The organism is Streptomyces kurssanovii (genome assembly GCF_040677245.1).
In the GTDB taxonomy this organism is placed as follows: Bacteria; Actinomycetota; Actinomycetes; order Streptomycetales; family Streptomycetaceae; genus Streptomyces; species Streptomyces kurssanovii.
In genome coordinates this window covers 68,155-85,192 of sequence record NZ_JBFAQK010000025.1, presented here as the reverse complement: position 1 = coordinate 85,192, position 17,038 = coordinate 68,155, and the positions used below count along the sequence as shown (strand labels likewise).

At 72.1% G+C, this 17,038-nt stretch carries 15 protein-coding genes; 3 read left to right on the top strand and 12 right to left on the bottom strand.

Annotation, left to right across the window (positions count from 1 at the left end; all coding sequences use genetic code 11):
- Positions 1-12: 12 nt before the first annotated feature.
- The 10 genes from AB0K36_RS19395 to AB0K36_RS19350 all read right to left on the bottom strand — a co-directional run bounded on the left by AB0K36_RS19395 (position 13) and on the right by AB0K36_RS19350 (position 11,852).
- Positions 13-648 carry a maleylpyruvate isomerase N-terminal domain-containing protein gene (locus tag AB0K36_RS19395; protein ID WP_364595651.1) on the bottom strand — a complete coding sequence of 212 codons (636 nt, stop codon included), beginning with the start codon at positions 646-648 and terminating at the stop codon, positions 13-15.
- A complete protein-coding gene (locus AB0K36_RS19390; protein ID WP_364595648.1) occupies positions 645-821 on the bottom strand; it encodes a hypothetical protein in 177 nt (58 codons plus the stop codon). Before AB0K36_RS19390 ends, AB0K36_RS19395 begins: the two co-directional genes overlap by 4 nt.
- Positions 822-888: 67 nt before the next feature.
- On the bottom strand, positions 889-1,389 hold the full coding sequence (locus AB0K36_RS19385) for an Lrp/AsnC family transcriptional regulator (protein WP_159684520.1): 501 nt from the start codon (positions 1,387-1,389) through the stop codon (positions 889-891).
- 38 nt (positions 1,390-1,427) lie between these two features.
- A complete protein-coding gene (locus AB0K36_RS19380; RefSeq protein WP_364595644.1) occupies positions 1,428-2,204 on the bottom strand; it encodes a hypothetical protein in 777 nt (258 codons plus the stop codon).
- Complete coding sequence (locus AB0K36_RS19375) at positions 2,188-3,786, bottom strand: vWA domain-containing protein (protein ID WP_364595641.1); 1,599 nt, start codon at positions 3,784-3,786, stop codon at positions 2,188-2,190. Before AB0K36_RS19375 ends, AB0K36_RS19380 begins: the two co-directional genes overlap by 17 nt.
- A complete protein-coding gene (locus AB0K36_RS19370; protein ID WP_364595638.1) occupies positions 3,786-5,033 on the bottom strand; it encodes a hypothetical protein in 1,248 nt (415 codons plus the stop codon). Before AB0K36_RS19370 ends, AB0K36_RS19375 begins: the two co-directional genes overlap by 1 nt.
- Positions 5,034-5,168: 135 nt before the next feature.
- Positions 5,169-6,095 carry a DUF8017 domain-containing protein gene (locus tag AB0K36_RS19365; RefSeq protein ID WP_435877888.1) on the bottom strand — a complete coding sequence of 309 codons (927 nt, stop codon included), beginning with the start codon at positions 6,093-6,095 and terminating at the stop codon, positions 5,169-5,171.
- Positions 6,096-6,128: 33 nt separating this feature from the next.
- Positions 6,129-8,567, bottom strand: a complete 2,439-nt coding sequence (locus AB0K36_RS19360; protein WP_364595632.1) for a SpoIIE family protein phosphatase — start codon at positions 8,565-8,567, stop codon at positions 6,129-6,131.
- Between the two features lie 218 nt (positions 8,568-8,785).
- Positions 8,786-11,194, bottom strand: coding sequence for an MFS transporter (locus AB0K36_RS19355; RefSeq protein WP_364595677.1), 2,409 nt, complete (start codon positions 11,192-11,194; stop codon positions 8,786-8,788).
- A 214-nt stretch (positions 11,195-11,408) separates the two neighbouring features.
- A complete protein-coding gene (locus AB0K36_RS19350; protein ID WP_364595629.1) occupies positions 11,409-11,852 on the bottom strand; it encodes an SRPBCC family protein in 444 nt (147 codons plus the stop codon).
- Between the two features lie 136 nt (positions 11,853-11,988).
- On the opposite strand from AB0K36_RS19350, the gene AB0K36_RS19345 reads away from it, so the two are divergent.
- The 3 genes from AB0K36_RS19345 to AB0K36_RS19335 all read left to right on the top strand — a co-directional run bounded on the left by AB0K36_RS19345 (position 11,989) and on the right by AB0K36_RS19335 (position 14,016).
- Positions 11,989-13,032 (top strand): Rv2578c family radical SAM protein, encoded by a 1,044-nt coding sequence (locus tag AB0K36_RS19345; protein ID WP_364595626.1) that lies wholly within the window; start codon positions 11,989-11,991, stop codon positions 13,030-13,032.
- Between the two features lie 95 nt (positions 13,033-13,127).
- The gene (locus tag AB0K36_RS19340; protein ID WP_364595623.1) at positions 13,128-13,667 is read left to right on the top strand and encodes a GNAT family N-acetyltransferase; all 540 of its coding nucleotides are present in this window, start codon (positions 13,128-13,130) and stop codon (positions 13,665-13,667) included.
- A 127-nt stretch (positions 13,668-13,794) separates the two neighbouring features.
- Positions 13,795-14,016 (top strand): hypothetical protein, encoded by a 222-nt coding sequence (locus tag AB0K36_RS19335; RefSeq protein ID WP_364595620.1) that lies wholly within the window; start codon positions 13,795-13,797, stop codon positions 14,014-14,016.
- A gap of 138 nt (positions 14,017-14,154) precedes the next feature.
- Here the strand turns inward: AB0K36_RS19335 and AB0K36_RS19330 are convergent, their stop codons facing one another.
- On the bottom strand, positions 14,155-16,092 hold the full coding sequence (locus tag AB0K36_RS19330) for a SulP family inorganic anion transporter (protein WP_364595617.1): 1,938 nt from the start codon (positions 16,090-16,092) through the stop codon (positions 14,155-14,157).
- Positions 16,093-16,149: 57 nt separating this feature from the next.
- A complete protein-coding gene (locus AB0K36_RS19325; RefSeq protein ID WP_364595614.1) occupies positions 16,150-16,764 on the bottom strand; it encodes a carbonic anhydrase in 615 nt (204 codons plus the stop codon).
- Positions 16,765-17,038: the final 274 nt, after the last annotated feature.

Below are 17,038 nucleotides of genomic sequence, written 5' to 3'. Positions count from 1 at the left end.
CACCCGTTCGGGCTACACGGGCGGCGCGCCGTGCCACCGCCAGGTGGCGGGGCGCGGCCGTCCGGGGAGGCCGGCGCGGCCGGTGCACCAGAGAAGCGCGGGCCAGGGGGCGGTGTCCGCGGGGGCGTCGGGGAACAGCCGGGCGAGCACCCGCGAGCAGATGCCGGCGGGCGGGTCCCAGGTGAGGCCGAGCCCTTCGGCGATGTCGTGGGTGTGCACCAGGGTCTCCACGATGCCCATCGCCGCGAAGCCCTCGGGGTCGGACGCGCCGAAGACGTGGTGGGAGCGCACCTGCGGCGGTGTCGTGCGCACCATGGCGACGAGCAGCGCGCCGCCGGCCTCCAGCACCTGGAGCAGCCCGTCGGGGCCCGCGGCGCGATCGGCGTGGACGGAGTTGGCGGGGCCGCCCGGCCGGCGGCTCTCGTAGGCGAAGGGCACCTCGCGGTCCTGCGGCGGGGTGCGGGGGCCGAGTTGGACGGCGTAGGCGAAGAGGTCGTCGGCGAGGTGCTCGACCGTCTCCCAGCAGGTCCACTCCAGGGTGCCGGCGTTGCCGTCCCAGGCCGTCGCGGGCACCTCGCGGAGGGCGGCGACGGCGAGCTGGACGGCGTGGTCGAGGTCGTCGGCGGTGACGGGCGGGCGGCCGTTCACCGCGCGAACGCCGACGTGGTCGCGACGAGCCGGCGGTGCGCGGAGAGACCGCCGAGGTCGCCCGGGTACGCGAAGTCCCGCACGGGTCCGCCGGGGACGCGGATCAGAGGCGCGCCGTCTCCGGACAGCCGGCAGGTCGGACGCGTTCCGTCGTGCGCGGAAAAGGTAGGCATGGGCCAAGACCCTTTCACCGGCGGTCCCTCGGGGCAACCGGGTTGTGCGCGCCGGCCGGAGACGGGGTCACATGCCGGCGTCGCCACTCGTCGCGGCGCGTCCGGCGCCGGCCTCCGGGCTGCCGGTCAGCAGGTGGGACAGCACCATGTAGCTGATCGTCTTGCGGATGAACGGTTCGGCCCGGATGCGTTCGAGGACCTCCTCGAAGTGCTCGACGTCCGTCGCCCGCACATGCAGCAGCGCGTCGGCGCCGCCGGTCACCGTCATCGCGGCCGTGATCTCCGGGTGGTTGCGCACGACCTCGGCGAGCCGCCGGGGCGGGGCGGCGCCGTCGCAGTACACCTCCACGTAGGCCTCGGTGGCCCAGCCGAGCGCGGCGGGACGCACCGTGGTGGTGAAGCCGGTGATGATGTCGTTCTCGCGCATCCGGTCGACCCGGCGTTTGACCGCCGTGGCCGACAGGCCGATCGCCGCGCCGATCTCCGTGAAACTGGTCCGCGCGTTCGCCACCAGGGCCGCGACGATCTTGCGGTCGAGCTCGTCGAACGGCGCGGATCTGTTCGTCATGTCAAGGTTCCTCCGGACGGCCCTGTCGCGCGCGGACCCTATCGGAAGATGGCCATGGCCTGCACTTCCAGCACCGCCTCCTCGGAGTTCCAGTCCTGGACCTTGCCGAGGCAGCGGGCCGAGAACGTGCCGCTCGGCACCTCGTTGCGCAGCCCTTCGGTGGCGCAGGTGACCCGTACGCGCGGCCCCTCGGAGGGATCGTCCGGGTCGCCGTAGGGCGCGAGGAGCACCGTGGATCCGTCCGACCTGCTGACCCTGCGGAACCGGCCGCGGATGAGGACGAAGTCCTCCACGTCACGCAGCCGTACCGAGCTCTGCGGCGGGTCGCCGGCCCGCGCGTGGTCGGCCAGGGCGCGGGTGAGTGCCGCGTTGCGCCGGACCGTCCCGTTGACGAGGTCGACGTGCACGATGACGTCCTTCTCCTCGAGCACGTCCATGATGACGCCGATCACGGATATCGGTTCGGCGACCTCCATGTACTTGCTGACGATCTCGCTGTTGTCGCGCCGTCCCGCCCCGGCGCCGATCCCGAAGACGCTGGCCCTGATCGTGCCGTCCTTGCTGTCGCTCGTCCGCTGCTCCACCTCCTTGCGCAGCGCCGCCGCGTAGCCCCGCATCTGGTAGTGGTCCATGACGGAGCGGTCGTGCAGGTAGAAGCAGATGCTGTACGTGACGTTCCGCGCGCGGCTGCGCCTGCGGCGCATCAGCCGCGCGGCGCTCAGCACGAGCAGGGCTCCGGCGCCCGCCGCCGTCAGCAGCCACAGCAGCATCCAGGGCCACCAGACGCTCCACCACATCTCAGTGAACACACCCACGGATCTCCTTGAACGCACTGAGGAGGGACCGGTCGGCGGTGTCGACCATGCGGCCGCCCGTCGCGCGGGCCCCTCGGTCGAGTTCGCCGGTGTCGGCCTCGCCGTAGCGGATGGTGTAGGTGCGCACGGCGCGTACGTCCCTCGGCAGTCGCGCGTGCCGGCGGACGAACGTGTCGACGTCGATCCCGGCGTTGCTTTCCCCGTCGGTCATCAGGACCACGGACACGTCCTGGCCGGGCCGCTCGCGCAGCAGGCCGGAGACCGTGCCGTAGGCGTGCTCGAGCGAGGACCAGACGGCGGTGCTGTCGGCGAAGTCGTCCGCGGCGACGAACCCGCGCAGCCGGTCCAGGTCGCGCTGCCCGTCGTAGACCACGGTCCGCTCGTCGAGGACTCTGCCGCCGAACCTCATCACGGTGATGGACTCGCCCCGGTAGAACCGGACGAACTTGCCGGAGTGGGAGTCGTCCGCGCCGGCGAGACCGTCGAACGTCGCCCGCAGCCGCTCGATCCGTTCGCCGCGCATCGAGGTCGAGAAGTCGAGCAGGAAGACCACCCGGGCGGCGCGGTCCCGGTGCGGGTCGCCGTAGTCGGCGAGGAGGCGGTCGACGACCTTCTGGTCGTCGGGGAAGTAGAGCGCGTTGCCCACCGGCTCCCGCAGCCGGTCGATGCGGGCGACGCCCGGGTCGATCGGCCGGCGCAGGGTCCTTTCCATGATCCGCTTCTGGACCGGTTCGCTGCGAAGCCACTCGACCAGGCGGTCGTAGGCGTGACGGCGGGCGGGGTTCAGCAGCAGTACCGGGTAGTCGGACAGGACCATGCCGTCCCGGGGATAGACGATCTCCAGCGGCTCGCGCAGCCGTCCGCTGCTGTTGAGGGCGAGGAGTTCGGACTCGTAGGTGATCAGGGCGTTCAGCCTGTCCTGCCGCGCCACGAAACGGTCGGCGAGCCCGGCAGAGGAGTCGCCGGTGAGTTCGTGCCCGGCGAAGAAGCCGCGCAGCCGCTCGCAGGAGACGTCCTTCGGGCGCAGGGCCGCCCCGGTGCCGGCGGAGGCGGTGGCGACTCCGACGAGTGCGGCGAGTCCGCTGTTGGTGTGCCGGGGGTCGGCCATGCCGAAGCGCAGCGACCCGTCCGCGGCGGCGTCGGCCGCGTCGGCCCAGGAGATCTGTCCGTCGGCGGCCGATCCGCGCAGCCGCTCCGCCGTCGCACGCTTCATGCCGATGACCACGGGCGAACGCATGATGCTGGTGGCGAGCGGCTTCTCGCCGCCGAGCCCGTTCGCCTTGGCCTTGAGCAGGTAGTAGCGGTCGGAGGAGAGCCAGGCGAGGTCGTGGCGCCGCTGTCCGCCGGGCGCGGCGAGCTCGTTGCTGGCGTCCACCGTGCCCCGGTGGTCCATCTCCAGCGTGATGCCGGTCTCGCGGCGCAGGTCCGCCAGGAGCGGTGCCATGTCGGCGAGTTCGGAGCTGGCGAGCACCTTGAGGGTGATCTGCTCGGGGTTGTCCGTGGCGCAGCCCGCGGCGGGGAAGAGCAACAGGCATGCCAGGCAGAGGGCGATCAGCCCGCGGACGCGGGTCCTCCGCCTCATCAGGGCTGCCCCGACACGGCTTCCGCGGTGGGACAGTCACCCACGACGGAGATCATCCGCTCCAGGTAGCGCAGCCGGGGCATCGCCGACCTGGTGTCGTCGCCGTCGATGGCGGGGACGGGCACGTCGCGTTCCTCGAGGAACCGGGTGAGCTGGTCTCCCGCGACCTGGCCCGTCGGATCGAGGATCCGGAAGCCCAGCTCCATGGCGCGTTTCCGCAGCTCCGGGTCGTGCGTGATCAGTTCGCCGAGCCGGTCGCCGTCCTTGTTGAGCGCGATGAACTGCGGCTGGGTGACGAACTGCCCGGAGGGGTACAGCAGCACCCGCTGCGGGTCGGGCTTCTTGGACCGGGCCTGGTAGTGCACCTGGTAGGCGAGGTACTGGTGCTCGTACGCCACGACCACGGGGGCGATGTTCTTGCCCTCGGGGGAGATGTAGGTGCGGAACACGTCGGCGCTGGGCAGTCCCTGCTCCATCAGGTGCCTGATGGCCCGGCCACGCTCGTCGGCCTCCTGGTCGGTGTCGGGCACCTCGTCGCCGTTGCCGCGCCAGGTGAAGGCGACCAGCGCCAGGTAGGTGCCTGCGGAGTTGGAGCCGCAGACGTCGGGACTCTGCGCGACGATCCGGTTGGCGTTGGTGATGCCCTGACGCTGGATGCCGATGTCGTTCCAGCGGCGCTTGTCGTGGATGTGCCGAAGGAACTTGGGCATGTCCAGCACGTAGTAGTAGGGCTGCCCGCCGTCACCGGAGCCGCGCTGCGCGGTGGCTGTGCCGGCATCGACCAGCGCTTGTGCGTATTCGCGGTAGGTGGCCAGCACGATCGGGCTGACGAACGGCCGGTGCACCTTGGCGTAGCGGTTCTGCGCCGCGCGCTCCGAGGTGATGAGGTCTCCGGCGGGCTGGCCGGAGGGGAAGACGAAGTCGTAGGACGAGATGTCCCTGATGGCCACCTCGCGCGATCCCGAACTGGTGATGTGCACCCGTATGTGATGCTTCATCAGGATCCGCTGGACCTCCTCGTCCTCGAAGAAGTCGCGCTTGGACGCCATCTTCCCTTCCAGCGTGATCACGCCCTGGAACGGAAGCAGGATGTTCCCGGAGACCGTCAGGACGGCCACCGAGGTGAGGACCGCCGCCAGCAGCGGCAGGAACACCGCGAGGAACCCGCGCCGCGACCACGACGCGTTCGAGTCGCGCCTGATCTCCAGCCCCGGCTCCGCCGTGCCCCGTCTCTCCCCGACAGCCACGGACCGCCCCCTTCGTCCCCCGCGTCGCCTCGGGAACAGCCTTACCCTTCCGGGCGGCTTCCGTACGACGACTCGGCCAACATTCGGTGAACAACTCCGTTGGAGCAGAGCGCTGTTGGCCGCCGGGCGTACCGGTCAGCCGCCGGCCAGGCGGACGGTGCTCAGGACCTTGCGGACGACTCGGTCCGGCACCTCCTCCCCTACCCCCTTCGCTCCTACAAACGTCCAGGAGACGATGTCGCCCTCCGGGCTCTTGAAGGCGAAGGCGGTCGCCTTGCCGTCGGTGTCGCACTTGCCGCCGGGTTCGACGCCCGTGGAGGAGGCAGTCGCCACGGTGCCCGTGATGCCGGAGGCGGTGGTGTACGGCTCTGCCTCGCCCTTGTTCACCTTGGCCTTGTCCGGCTGGGTGTAGCCGCCGTACACCCACAGGGAGGCATTGTCGCGGGCGGCCTCCTGGGGCGTTCTCGCGTCGCGTTCGGCGCGGGAGCCGGCGGCGGCGAGCCAGCTCTCGTCCGACGAGCCGTCGAGGTCCGCGTCAAAGACGCACCACTTCTCCTTGAGCATCGCCGGAGCGGAGAAGCCGACGAGGGGGGTCTCCTCCGGGTCGCCGTCGTCGGCCACAAAGGTTGCCCATGACGCCGGCTTGAGGCTCCACTCGGGCGGCACGTCGAAGACGATGCCGGTCCTCGGGTTCGTCACGGTCCGCCAGCCGCGCACGGTGGGCTGCTCACCGACGTCTGTACGGGCTTCGTCCGCACGGGCTTCGTCCGCACGGGCTTCGTCCGCCACAGGTGCGGAGGAGGACGGAGCGGGCGGCCGGGCGCTGTCATCGCCGTCGCCGCCTAGGACCAGATATCCGGTGACCGCGGCTGCCGCGACGACGACCGCGGCCGCGACCACGGCGACGACCGTCGCGGTCCCCCGGCCCTCACGGACGGCGGGGCCGGCGGTCTGCGTGGGCATGTCCCACGGCTGCCGCGGGCCGCCCGGCGGCCCATAGGGACCGGGCTGCGAGTGACGCGGGTGCTGCCCGCCTTCCGGGTGCTGTTGTCCAGACTTCATGTACAGCAACCCTAGATCGCGCCCCCGACCGCCTCATGGGAGGGCCAGCTCGAACCAGACCGTCTTGCCGCCCGCCGTGCGACTCGTGCCCCACTCCCGCGACAGGGCGCTCAGCACCCGCAGGCCGCGCCCGCCCTCCTCGTCGGGGTGGGCGTCCAGCAGGGTCGGCAGGGTGTGGTCGTCGTCCGCCACCTCGCAGAGCAGGGAGTCGGCCCGTACGAGACGTAGTTCGGCGCGGTGGCCGGAGGCGTGCCGCACCGCGTTGGCGACGACCTCGCCGACCAGGAGCTCCGCCGTGCCGGTGAGTTTCCCGAGCCCCCAGGCCTTCAGCTGTCCGCGCACCAGCCGCCGTGCCCTCGCCGCCTCCCGCGGCTCGAGGGAGAGCTCCCAGGTGGCGACCGAGCCGGGCTCGATGCCGTTCAGCCGCGCCATCAGCAGGGCGACGTCGTCCTTGCGCCCGCCACGGGTGTTCAACGCGCGGATGATGGTGTCGCAGGCCTCGTCCATCGACGCCGCGGGATGCGCGGCGGACTCGCAGAGCGTCGCGAGACCCACGCCGATGTCCTCGCCGCGCACCTCCACCAGACCGTCGGTGCACATCACGAGCCGGTCGCCGGGCGACACCGCGACGCGGACACTGCGGAAGGGGACCCCGCCGACCCCGATGGGCGCTCCCGACGGCAGTTCCAGCAGTTCGCTGCGGCCGTCGGCGGCGCGGACGAGCACCGGGGGCACATGGCCGGCGTTGGCCAGCTCCAGCTCGCCGCGGACCGGGTCGTACACCGCGTAGAGGCAGGTGGCCAGGTAGTGCTCGCCGAGGCGCTGGGCGAGGTCGTCGAGGTTGCGCAGCAGTTGGGCGGGCGGCAGGTCGAGTGCCGCCATCGTCTGCACGGCCGTACGCAACTGCCCCATCATCGCGGCGGAGTTGAGCCCGTGGCCCATGACGTCGCCGACGACGAGCGCGGTGCGCGAGCCGGGCAGCTTGACGGAGTCGAACCAGTCGCCGCCGACCCGGCCCAGCATCGTGCCCGGCAGGTAGCGGGTCGCCGTGTCACAGCCCGCCGTGCGCGGGGCGACCTGCGGCAGCATCGAGTCCTGGAGCGTCTCCGCGACGTTCTCCTGGTAGGTGTACATACGGGCGTTGTCGAGCACCAGCCCCGCACGGGCGGCCAGTTCGGCACCGGTGACCCGGTCCATGTCGTTGAACAGGGGCCGTTCGGGGTGGCGCAGCAGGATCATGCAGCCGAGGACCACGTTGCGTGCCTTGAGCGGGGCGACCAGCATGGACCGGCCGTTGATCAGCGGGCGCATGTCCCGCTTGTCGAACTGCTCGGCCATGGCGTTGCCCATCTCCTCCGTGATGCGCGGCACCAGGACGGGCTCACCGCTGACCATGCACTGGAAGAACGGGGTGTGGGCGGGGAAGGGCATGGACTCGCCGACCGGGACGATGTCGTCCCAGCGGCCGGGCTCGTCGACGTGCTCGAACGCCACCCGGTGCCACATGGTCGTCCCGTCGGGGTCCCCGTCGCAGAAGCCCTCGCCGGCGACGACCTCTTCCCGCAGGTAGGTGCAGGCCACGTCGCTGAACCGGGGCACGATCGCGGCACTGATCTCCCGGATCGTCCGGGCGAGGTCCAGCGAGGAGCCGATCCGGCCGCTGACCTCGTTCAGGAACTCCAGCCGTTCGCGCACCGCGGCGTATTCGAGGTCCAGCTCGAGGTCCGCCTCCTCCACGGGATGCCCTGCCGCGAGGGTCTGCTCGGCCGTCTGCTGCCGTGCCCTGCGCGCGGCGCGGCGGGGCACGCCCCAGTCGGGGGTGACGGGCACCCGGTCGTGGTGGCTGAACTCGAGGACGGGGTAGCCGAGGTCGAGGATCCGGGAGACGATCCGCGTCGACTCGCGCACGCTCATGCTGGGCAGGATCTCGGGGAGCCGGCGCGCCAGTTCCTCGGCGCCGGGGAATTCGGTGTGCAGGGCGAAGCCCGGCGCGATCCGTTCGACGCTCCCTTCGTCGGTGCCGAGCCGTCCCGCGTCCGCCGCGAGGACGAGCAGGCGCTCCTCGCCCGGGCCCACCATCGGGTACGCCCACCACAGGACGTCGACCCGGTCCTGCCCCCGCTCGGAGACGCGGGCCCGGCCGGCCGTCGGATAGGCGGTGAGCCCGCCCAGACACGCGTCCAGGCCCTGCCCGAGTCCGCTGTACGCGCTGCACCCGGGGCAGGGGCCGATGCCGTCGCCGCCGTGCTCGGCCTCGTGGTCGCAGTCCTGACCGGCCAAGGCGCCGGAGAGCGGCAGCAGTTCGACGGCCGGACGCCCGACCGCCTCCGCCCTGGCGGGGCCGAAGAGGCGGCGTGCACCGGTGGACCAGTGCGACACCAGGCCGTCACCGTCCACGACGATCACGGCAAGCGGAATCCGTCCGGCCACGGGGTACCGCTGCCGGGGCACCGGCGGAACGCCACTGTCCATGGGTGGGTTGCTCCTTCCCCGCCGCCAGGATCCAACGGCCTTGTTCACCACGGTAGGGGTATCTCCGCGCCGGGCGCCGGACGTTGGCGGAAGAGGTCGTGCGCCCGCGCGGAGCCGGCGAACGGCCGAGCGGGCGGTGGTCCCCGGGGCGCCGGCGCGCCGCGTCGCGTGCGCCCCCTCACCCCGCAGGTGAGAAGGGGGCGCCGCGGGCCCTGGATTCAGTCGGCGTGACCGAGTTGCAGGTCCCGCTCGGTGCGCCCGCCGCCGGCGACCTGGAGCACGGTCGCGACCGGCGGGTAGCCCGACGCGACGACCGTGTACTCGCCCGACGACAGGTCGACGAAGCGGAATGTGCCGTCGGGCCCGGTGGTGAGCGTGTCGACCACGTTGCCGGCCGCGTCCAGCAGGGTCACGCGGGCGTCGTCGACCGGCCGCCCGTCGCCCGCCCGCACGGTGCCGCGCAGCACGGCCCCGCCGGCCAGCTCGATGTCCTGGCGGGTCTCGCGGGACGCCTGCACGCTGACGGGGTGCGCGGAGGGCCGGAATGCGGGGGCGCTGGCCGCCAGGGTGTACTCCCCCGCCACCAGTTCGCTGATCACATAGCTGCCCTCGCGCCCGCTGCGGGTGGTGGCCACCACCTCGCCGCGCACATCGGTGAGGGTGACGGCAGCGTCCCTGACGGGGCTGCCGTCGGCCGTGACGACCGTACCGGCGAGGCGGCCGGCGCCGCCGAGGACCACGTCGAGGTCGACGGGCCGCTCGCCGACGGTCACCGTGACGGCCTGCGGCTGGTGGCCGCCCGCCGCCGCGATCATCACGTACGCCCCGGGGCCGGGGGCGCTCAGCGCGTACCGGCCGTCCTCGCCGCTCGCACCGCGGCCGATCTGGGTGCCCTGCACGTCGATCAGGGTCAGTGCGGCGCGCGGGACACTGGTGCCGTCGTGGTGCTGGACGGTGCCGCAGACGGGCACACCGGCCTGGTGCGGGGCGACCGGCTGCCCGGCGGCGGGCGCGGGGGCGGTACGGGCGTGCGGTACGGCGGCGTCGGCGGGGGCGTTGTGGGACACCAACGGTCTCTCCTTGAGGAAGAAGGCGATGAGCAGGCCGAGGACGAGCACCGGCACGAGGTAGAGGAAGATCCGCGGCATCGCGTCGGCGTAGGCCTGGACGTACGCGTCGCGCAGTGCGGGCGGCATGGCGTGCACCAGCTGCGGAGTGATGGCGGCCGGGTCGGGCAGGCCCGCGCCCGCCGGGACGCGGTCGGCGAGCGCGTCGGTGAGCCGGTCGGCGAAGAGCGTGCCGAAGACGGCCGCGCCGACGCTGCCGCCGATCTGCCGGAAGTAGTTGTTGGCGCTGGTCGCGGTGCCGAGGTCGGCGGGCGGCACGGCGTTCTGCACGGCGAGGATCAGGACCGGCATCACCAGGCCGATGCCGACACCGAGGACCGCCTGCCCGACGCTGTACTCGAGCCGGGAGGTGTCCACCTCGAGGCGGGACAACAGCCACATGCCGACGACGGAGATCGCGCTGCCGAGGACCGGATAGACCTTGTAGCGGCCGGTGCGGCTGATGAGCTGGCCGGAGACGATCGAGGCGACGACGACCCCGCCCATCATCGGCAGCATCAGCAGGCCGGACTCGGTGGCGCTGGCCCCGTCGACCATCTGGAGGAACGTCGGCAGGTAGCTGGCGGCGCCGAAGAGGGCGATGCCGACGACCGCGCCGACGAGTGACGTGATGTTGAAGACGGAGTCCTTGAAAAGGCGCAGCGGGATGACCGGTTCGGGTGCGTAGCGCTCGACGACGAGGAAGAGCACGGTACTTGCCGCGGCACCGGCGCCGAGTCCGAGGATCACGCGGGAGTCCCACGCGTACTCGGTGCCGCCCCAACTGGTGAGCAGCACCAGGCAGGTGGAGGCCGCGGCCAGGAACAGCACGCCGAGGACGTCGAGGCGGGCCCGGCCCTCGGGCTTGGGGAGCCTCAGGACCACGCTGACGACGACGAGGGTGATCAGGCCGAAGGGGACGTTGAAGTAGAAGCACCACCGCCAGGAGGCGTGATCGGTGAAGAACCCGCCGAGCAGCGGACCGGCGACGGAGGCGAGCCCGAAGGCGGCGCCGATCAGGCCCATGAAACGGCCGCGTTCACGCGGCGGCACGATGTCGGCGATGATCGCCTGTACGCCGATCATGAGTCCGCCGGCACCGAGGCCCTGGACCGCCCGGAAGGCGATCAGCTCGTTCATGGTGCGTGACCAGCCGGCCAGGGCGGAGCCGACGACGAAGACGACGATGGCGAACTGGAAGACGCCCTTGCGGCCGTAGAGGTCGCCGAGCTTGCCGTAGACGGGCAGTCCGATGGTGGCGGTGAGCAGATACGCGGTGATCGCCCACGACATCCGGTCCAGCCCGTGCAGCTCACCGACGATCTTCGGGAGCGCGGTGGCGACGATCATCTGCTCGAGCGCGGCGAGCAGCAGCGCGAGCATCAGGCCCATGAAGACGAGCCGTACGCGGCGGGGGCCGAGCGGCGCGGGGGCGCTCTCCGCGGTGTGCGGCGGCGGGTCCGCGGGTCCGGCGGCGGCCGGCGCGGCCTGCTCGTCCTTCACCAGAGTGATGCCGCCCACGTCCCTGCTCCCCTCGTCGCACTGCGCGGCGTCATTCTTCGCATTGCGCATGAAGGGGGAGCAAGTCGGTCACGACCCCGGCCAGGCGTTCGAGAGCCCCCTCAACACGCCCCGCAGAGGGCGTATTTGGGGTGCCCACCAGCGGCTTTCCCCGGACCCGGCGCGCGCCGGGCGCAATACCGGGCCACGGGGAAGACCACTCGAACCGGTGAGGTTACTTCTCCACGTTCGCGGCGAGGTTGGCGAGCACCGCGTCGTAGATCCGGCCGAGCCCCTTGGGGGCGAAGGTCTTCTCGAAGAAGCCGCCGATGCCGCCCGCGCCGTTCCAGACGGTCCGCACGACGACCCGGGACTTCCCCTCGCCGGCCGGGGTGACCGTCCAGGTGGTGACCATGGAGGAGTTGCGGTCCTTCTCGACCAGTTCCCCGTCCTTCGGCTCCGTGACCTCGAGCAGGCAGTCCCGGACGCGCTTGCTGGTCGCCTGGAGCTTCCAGTGGACGAGGGTGCCCTCGCCGTCGCCGCCCTCACGGACCTCGTACTCGCTGAAGTGCTCGGGCAGGAGCTTCGCGCGGGTGTTCTCGTAGTCGGCCACGGCATCGAACACCGTCTCCGCGTCCGCCGCGACGATCCGTTCCGTGGTGGCTTCGACCTGCGCCATTTCGTTGCTCCTCCAGCACTAGCTCCAGCGGGATGCGGCTAGCCAACCACCTCGGGCCCGGGCCCCCAAATCGCGCTTGCGGCGATCATGGGAACAGGTGTTCTATTCTGGGGTCAGTCCGAACGAGGAGGCACCCATGCGCTGGGACAATCTGGCCGAAAGCCCCGCCACACCAGGGGACGCCGCCCTGTTCGGGACGTCGGCCGTCACCACCCGGACCTTCGACACGCCCGAATTCAGGGGCATCACCTTCCACGAGGTGCGCGCCCGTTCGATCCTGAACCGGGTGCCCGGAGCGTCCCGGATGCCGTTCGAATGGACGGTGAACCCGTACCGCGGCTGCTCGCACGCCTGCGTGTACTGCTTCGCCCGCAAGACCCACAGCTATCTGGACCTCGACACCGGGATCGGCTTCGACTCCCAGATCGTCGTCAAGGTCAACGCCCCCGAGCTGCTGCGCCGCCAGCTCGCCTCCCGCCAGTGGCAGGGGGCGCACATCGCCATGGGCACCAACGTCGACTGCTACCAGCGCGCCGAGGGCCGCTACCGGCTGATGCCGGGCATCATCTCGGCGCTGCGCGACCACGCGAACCCGTTCTCGATCCTCACCAAGGGCACCCTGATCCTGCGCGACCTGGACCTGCTGCGGCAGGCGGCGGACGTCACCGAGGTCGGCGTCTCCGTCTCCGTCGGCTTCACCGACCGGGACCTGTGGCGCACCGTCGAACCCGGCACCCCCTCCCCCGAGCGCCGGCTCGACGCCGTACGCACCCTCACCGACCACGGCATCGGCTGCGGTGTCCTGATGGCGCCGGTCATCCCGTTCCTCGGCGACCGTCCGGACCAGCTGCGCGCGACGGTCCGGGCGATCGCCGAAGCGGGAGCCACCTCCGTCACCCCGCTCGTGCTGCACCTGCGGCCGGGCGCCCGCGAGTGGTTCATGGCCTGGCTGCGCGAGCACCATCCGCACCTGGTGGCGCGCTACGAACGTCTCTACGCCGAGGGCGCCTACGCACCGAGGTGGTACCAGCGCCGGATCACCCGTCATGTGCACGAACTGGCCGCGGAGTTCGGCATCGGCCCGTCCTCCCGGCCCGGCGGGCACCGGCGCCTGCCGGTACGCGGCGAGCCGGAGAGCCTGCCCGCCGGGGACGGACCCACCCAGCTGACACTGCTCTGACCGTCCGTCACCGGCGGGGTGACGGATTATTGGTGGCACCGGCGAGAGCCGGCGGGCAGTCTGCGGTGCAGAACGGCGAGGGAGGGCGCGTACCGATGACCGTGAAGGTGCGGGACATGACCGTCGACGACTGCGAGGCGGTCGCGGCGATCCGGGTGGGCGGGTGGCGCTACGCGTACGCCGGGCTGATGCCCCAGTCGTATCTGGACGCCATGAGCGTCGAGGAGGACGCGGTACGCCGCCGCCGGTACCTGGCCGACGGCACCGAGGTCACCAACGTGGTCGCGGAGCGGGACGGGGACGTGATCGGCTGGGGCTGCTTCGGACCGGCCAGGGACGAGGACGCCCCGCCCGGAACCTGCGAGCTCTACGCCCTCTACGTCCTGCCCGAGCGGATATCCTCCGGCGTCGGCCACGCTCTGACGGCCGAGCTCACCGGGCGCGCCCGCGCGAGCGGCTTCGCGCTGATGCGGCTGTGGGTCCTCAAGGAGAACGCCCGCGCCCGCCGCTTCTACGAGCGGGCCGGCTTCCTGCCGGACGGCACGGAGGAGCCCTTCGAGGTCGACGGCGTCGCCGTCCCCGAAGTGCGCTACGCACGGTGGCTGGCGGCGCCCTCGGCGGCCGCCGGAGCCTGAGCCGGGCCAGGTGGGCCGCACGTCCCACCGGCGGAGATCGTCCGGGGCCGCCCCGTTTTTGCGCTTTCCGCAAAGAACTTTGTGTGATCGCCGTGACGGGGGCACGTTGGTGTCGGAGGTGGTCACGATGACCCGACATTCCCGGCCCGGACCGGAACCCACGCCTCGTCCGGAGGGGCTCGGCGCCGGCATGACCGCCGACCTCGACGCCGGTGTCGAGGCCGGTGTCGAGGCCGGTGTCGTCGACGACACCCGCCGCTCCGCGGGGGTCCACAACGAACCCTTCTCCCCCGAATCCGAAGCCCGGGTGTGCGAACGGGTCCTGGGCGACCGCCGCCACGGCCTGTGAGACACGGCAAGGCCACGACCGGACCGTCCTCCTCGACGAGACCCGCCCCGGCCCCCGCCGGCGGCCACCACACCTGCGACGCCGTCCCACGGGCGCAACGCGTGCGGTGACCCGCCGACGGTCCCGGGACCGGACGTGTCAGCCGGGGCCGTCGAAGACGTCGTACGGGCCGGGAGCCCGTGCGTCACGACGGCCGCCGCGGGCGGGATCCGTCCGCCTCGGGTCGCGGCGGTGCGAAGCCTGTCGGGCCGTGCCGGCGTCGCGGCGGGCGGCCTCACCCACGTACGCCTGCTCCCACTCGCCGACGTCGAACTCCTCTGCCGTGGCCGTGCCGGTGAACTCCCGGTCGGGGGCGAACGGTTCGACGTCGGGACGGGACGGCGTGGCCACCCGGGCCGGGGCCGGCCGACCCGTGCGGTACGGGAGATCCGGCAGCTCCTCCCCCGTACCGGAGACGCCGTTTCCGGGCGGCGGCCCTCCGGGCTTCACCGCCGGAGCACCCTTCGGACCGCCCGGGAGCAGCAGTTCCACCCGGACCGTTCCGCTCCTGCGCTGCTGGGCGACGAACTCGTCGATCTGGGTGCGGCAGGCGTGGTCGAGGTGGGTCATGGCCGTGAGGTCGAGCCGGATCCGGGGGCTGCCCGCCGCGGCGACGGCGTCGAGCGCGTCGAGCAGTTGCGGGAGCCTGATGAAGGTGGCGCTGCCGGTCATCGTGAGTTTCGCCGTGTCCCCGTCCGTGCTGTGCCGCACGGTGGTCCGGGACATGCGGAGCACGGCGAGCACGACACCGGCGGCCAGACCGATGAGGACGCCTTCCAGCAGGGCCGTTCCGAAGATCGCGAAGGTGGTGACGACCATCACGACCGCCTCTCCCTTGTCCTGCTTCCACAGCCGCGGGAACTGTTCCGGCGCGAGGAGCTTCCAGCCGCTGTGCACGAGCACCCCGGCCAGCACCGTGATGGGGATCAGCGCGAGAACGCCGGGCAGCAGCAGGGCGAAGCCCAGCAGCCACAGGCCGTGGAGGGTGCGGGACAGCCGTGTTTTCGCTCCCGCCTGGACGTTGGCCGAACTGCGCGCGACCACGGCCGTCATGGGCAGCGCGCCCAGGGAGCCGCACACCGTGTTGCCGAGGCCCTGGGAGAGCAGTTCGCTGTTGTAGCGGGTGCGGGGGCCGGTGTGCATGCGGTCCACGGCGGCTGCGGTGAACAGGCTCTCCGCCGAGGCGATCACCGTGAACGTGAGCACGGTGGCCAGCACGGCCGGGTCGGCCAGCGAGGCGAACTCGGCGGCGCCGGGAAAGTGCACGGAGGCCGTCAGGTCGCCCACTCGGAGAGTGTCGATCCGCACCCCGGGCAGCGCGGCCACCGCCATCCCCACGGCGACCGCGACCAGCGGCGCCGGCACCTTGGCCACGGGGCCGGGCACCTTCTTCCAGACGAAGCACAGCGCCACGGTCGCGATTCCGAGCCCCGTGGCGATCAGCGCGTCGGTGGAGCTCAGGGCCGTGGTGACCAGCCCGGGCAGGCCGAGCGCGTTCTCCACGGGGGTGCCCGGAGCCTTGCTGTCGGCCAGCACGTAGGACTGGCTGATCATGAGGGGCAGGCCGATGCCCGCCAGCATGCCCTGGACGACGGCGACCGAGATCGCCTGGAACATCCTGCCGAGCTTGACGAGCGCGAGGGCGATCTGGAGGACTCCCGACGCCAGCACGATGATGCCGAGGGTCGCCGCTCCGTGCACGGTGATGGCCTCGGCGACCAGCGCGGCCAGGCCGGCCGCCGGCCCGCTCACCTGGAGGGTGCTGCCGCGCATCAGGCCGACGACCAGCCCGCCGACCACACCGGAGATGATGCCGAATTCCGCGGGCGCGCCCGAGGCGACAGCCACTCCGATGCACAGGGGCAGGGCGACGAGGAAGACCACGAACGACGCCACGATCTCGTTGACGAGCGAGGCCCCGCGCAGTTCTTCCGTGAGGGTGGGGCGCCGGTCCCCGGCGCCGCCGGCGGGACGGGTGGGGAAGGTCCTGCTCGGGGGGCGTGCGTGACGGGCGCGTTTTCGGGTGGGGGTGGTCATGAGGGGGTCCTCCGGGAGAGCCGTTCGGTGCGACAGGGGGGCCGAGCGGGTGGGACGTCAGCGGGCCTCGAACGTCCCGTCGTCGCCGAGCTCCAGCAGTGCTCCGGTCTCGACGCGGTAGTACCAGCCGTGCAGGCGGAGTTCGCCCGCGTTCATGAGGCGGCGGGCCGCCGGGTAGGAGCCGAGCACCGCGAGCTGGTGCACGATGTTGCGCTGCACGATCCGCTCGAGCCGCGCCTCCGTGCCGGGGCGCGTGCCGAGGCACGGGGTGAGGTACGGGGTGAGCGCGGGCCGCACCAGCGACAGCCATGCCTCGACGCCCGGGAGTCCGGACAGGTCGCTGCCCGAGGCCAGGGCGTCCATCGCCCCGCAGTGGGAATGGCCGCACACCACCACGTCCCGTACGCCGAGCACCTGGAGCGCGTACTCGATGGTGGCGGCCTCGCCGGACGGGACGCCCGAGCCGGGCGGGGGCACGATGTTGCCGGCGTTGCGCAGTTCGAAAACCTCACCGGGTCCGGCGCCGGTGATGAGCGCGGGGACGACGCGGGAGTCCGAGCAGCTGATGACCATGGCCTCGGGCGACTGGCCTGCCGCGAGGGCGCGAAGGGTGTCGGCGTCCCTGCCCGGATTCCGGTGGAAGGAACGCGCATGGTCGAGAAGGGCCTGCATGGTTGCCTCCTGGGGGGTTCGCAGCGGCGCTCGCCACGGGGGCGGCACCTGCGGACTGTGGCAACGACCGTAGGGACGCGGTTGTCAGAGCCCGGCCAGCAGCACGTCAAGGGGCGCCCATGATCCGGCCAGTTCTCTGCGACGGCAGGGTGTGTACGAAGAACGGGCCCCGGAACGCGGGTCGTCGGGCGTGGGATGAGTCACGATCTTCCCGGCGATCCCCTGTTGTACGGTGCAGAGGCCGAACTCGCCCTGCGTACAAGGCACTTGAGGC